Source organism: Anaeromassilibacillus sp. An172 (genome assembly GCF_002160515.1).
GTDB classification, from domain to species: Bacteria; Bacillota; Clostridia; order Oscillospirales; family Acutalibacteraceae; genus Limousia; species Limousia pullorum.
Genome location: NZ_NFKS01000044.1, coordinates 1 through 3468, shown reverse-complemented (window position 1 = coordinate 3468; position 3468 = coordinate 1). Strand labels below are relative to the sequence as shown.

At 42.4% G+C, this 3468-nt stretch carries 1 protein-coding gene; it reads left to right on the top strand.

The window, feature by feature from the left end; all coding sequences use genetic code 11:
• A partial coding sequence (locus tag B5F08_RS12910; protein ID WP_204245209.1) for a bacterial Ig-like domain-containing protein occupies window positions 1-3468 on the top strand: 3468 nt, incomplete at both ends.

The window sequence follows — 3468 nt, the reverse complement described above, 5'->3', positions numbered from 1 at the left end:
GTGAAACTCTGACAGTTGAAGTAAAAGGCGCTCCGACATTCAGCACAATTCAGTGGTACAGAGATGATACCCCTATTCCCGGAGCGAACGGAAACACCTATACTCTCAGATCAGGCGAGGACGTAGGTAAAATAATCAAGGTTGTTGTATCAGCAAGCGGCTGTGAGGGTACATTGACTGCTCAGACCTCTGAGGCAGTCAAAAAGGCAAACCCAGAGCCTGTAAATGATATAAACATACTGTCAATAACTGAAACAAGCATTACAGTTGAAACTCACCCGGGAGAGGTTTACGCTTGTTTAGACGCATCCTCAGGGGATATTCAGCTTCCGACTGATGAACAGTGGGGCACTTCCGGAGATTTTACAGGACTTTCAGCCGGAAGGGTATATGTAATATTTGCAAGAAGAAATGAAACAGATACCCATTACGGAACACCTACATACGGTTATAAATATGAGATAGTAACAACAAGTGCTAAAATTATTATGCGTGTTGAGGTTACTGTAGATTCGCCGGTGAAATATCAGGAGCTTCCTACTACAGCTACAGTAAATACAGCCAACATGACAGCTACATTGGCATGGTACGAGGGGCAGGAGGCAACAGGCGAACCTGTCACAGGAAAAGCAAAGCCTAACCAGTACTATACCGCTAAGGTAACACTTCAGGCGGATGACGGTTATGAATTTGGCAAGGGCTGCTATGTAAAGGTAAATGACGCTACTGCTGAATTTCCATTAGAGGGTCAGACTGTTATGGGAATAAACGTGCATTTTAAACAGCCTACTGCACCTGTAGAGCTTACAAATATTGAAGTAACAAAACAGCCTGATAAGACAGACTATATTGACGGTGAAAAGTTTGACCCAACAGGAATGACAGTAACCGCATACTATGACGACGGCACAAACAAGCCTGTTGATTTAAGCGAATGTACATTTACACCTGAAACACTTATAGGCGGAGTAAACGAAGTGACAGTAAGCTACGGCGGAAAAACAGCTTCTGTTCCTGTAACAGTTACAGTTCCTGTAGAGCTTACAGGCATAGAGGTAACAAAACAGCCGAATAAAACCGAGTATAAGGAAAATGAAAGCTTTGACCCAACAGGAATGGAGGTAAAAGCAAAGTACAGCGACGGCTCAAGCGAAACAGTATCTCTTGACGAATGTACATTCTCTCCGGAAATACTCACAGAAGGAGTAACCTTTGTAACAGTAACCTATAAGGAAAAAACAGCATCCGTTCCGGTAACAGTTATTGAGGCAGAGCTTACAGGTATTGAAATAACAAAACAGCCTGATAAAACAGAGTATTTTGGCGGCGACAGCTTCGACCCAACAGGAATGGAGATAACAGCTGCATATGAAAACGGTTCAACAAAGCCTGTTTCAATCGAAAACTGCACATTCTCTCCTGAAACGCTTACAGAGGGAGTAACCTTTGTAACAGTAACCTATAATGGAAAAACAGCATCCGTTCCGGTAACAGTTAAAGCGGTAGAGCTTGCAGGTATCGAAGTAACAAAACAGCCTGATAAGACAGAATACTTTGACGGCGACAGCTTCGACCCAACAGGTATTGAAATAACAGCCGTTTATAACAACGGTTCAAGAGAAGTTGTTTCAACAGAGGAATGCACATTCTCTCCTGAAAAGCTTACAGCAGGATTAAACTCAGTAACAGTAACCTATAACGGAAAAACAGCTTCTGTTTCCGTAACAGTAAAGGCTATAGAGCTTACAGGTATAGAAGTGACAAAACAGCCTAACAAGACTGTTTATGAGATAGGCGATAAATTTGACCCCACAGGAATGGAGATAACAGCTACCTACAACAACGGTTCAAAGGGATCTGTTTCAATAGATGAATGTACTTTCTCACCTGAAACAATGACAAAGGGATTAAAGGAAGTAACAGTAAGCTACAACGGAAAAACAGCTTCTGTACTTGTAACTGTTAACATTCCTGAGCTTGCAGGTATTAAGGTTACAAAACAGCCTGATAAGATTGTTTATAATCCTGGCGAAAGCTTTGACCCCACAGGCATAGAGATAGAAGCAATATATGCCAACGGCACAAAAGAACCTGTACAGACAAGCGAATGTGTATTCACTCCTGATGTGCTTTCAGAGGGAGATACAGAGGTAACAGTAAGCTACGGCGGAAAAACAGCATTAGTTTATGTAGCGGTTTATTCCCAAAACTCACTTCCAAATTACCTTTATGTGGGCAATTCAATCATATACTTGGCGGATAATTTTTACTATACTTCCAATGACGAAGGAAAAACCTGGACAGTTTATGAAAACGGTATTCCGGAGGACAACTACATACACTATAACAAGGGAGTTCTGACCCTGCACAATGCTGCAATTGTGCAGGATAACTTCCAATCGGATTCAATGGGTTGTGGTATTTATGCTGTTAGTAGATCCGGCAATTCACTTGCACTGACAATTATACTTGAAGGTGAAAATACTGTCTACGGTGCAGCTTACGGAATTTTTGTTACTGGAGAAAGAGGCGCAGATTGGACCGGACTAGATACATCTCTGACCATACAAGGTCCGGGAAGTCTTAATGTCAAAGGTGATAATGGTAACGGCAAAGGTATATTGGTTATCGGCGGAAGCGGAAATTCTACCATTACTATAAACAATGCTTCTGTTGTTGCCGGGGTTGCTGAAAATGGCTCATATGGAACCGGAATAGGTATACAATCAGGCATATATTCTAAAAACCCGGAGCTTACTATCAATGTTAATGGCGGCAGTCTCACAGCCGGCGGAAGCAATTGTCGTAGTGGAATAGAATATTATGTGGGAGCTTCTGACGCTGTAGGAAGTGCAAAGCTGAACGTCAGCGATGACGCAGTTGTAAACGCAATTAGCGGTATCAAAGGAACAATAATTATGACTCCTATTGATGTGACAATAGCGAACAGTGACGACAGAGGCGGTATTGTCTTTGACGGCAAAAACGGTACTGTTTACGGCAATACGGAATTGCAGGAAAACCTTGAAATCGGCGAAGACGAGAGCCTTACTGTCAATAGCGGAAGCAGTCTCACAGTTCCTGCTGATACAACTTTAACTAATAAAGGAAATATAATCAATGACGGCGAGATTACCAATAAAGGTAATATAATCAACGACGGCGAGATTACCAACAACAATGGAATAACCAACGACGGTGAGATTGCTAACAATGGTGGAGTAACCAACGACGGCGAGATTACCAACAACAATGGAATAACCAATAGCGGTGAGATTGCCAACAACGGAAATATGATTAACGACGGTGAGATTAAGTTAGAGACCGGAGGTAAACTGGATGGCGAAATCACCGGAACAGGTACAGTTAAATATGCACCGACTATCACCACAGAAAGTCTTGTTAACGGCGATGTGTTGACATCCTATGAACAGCAGCTTAACGCAGACGGTGACCCAACCATTACAT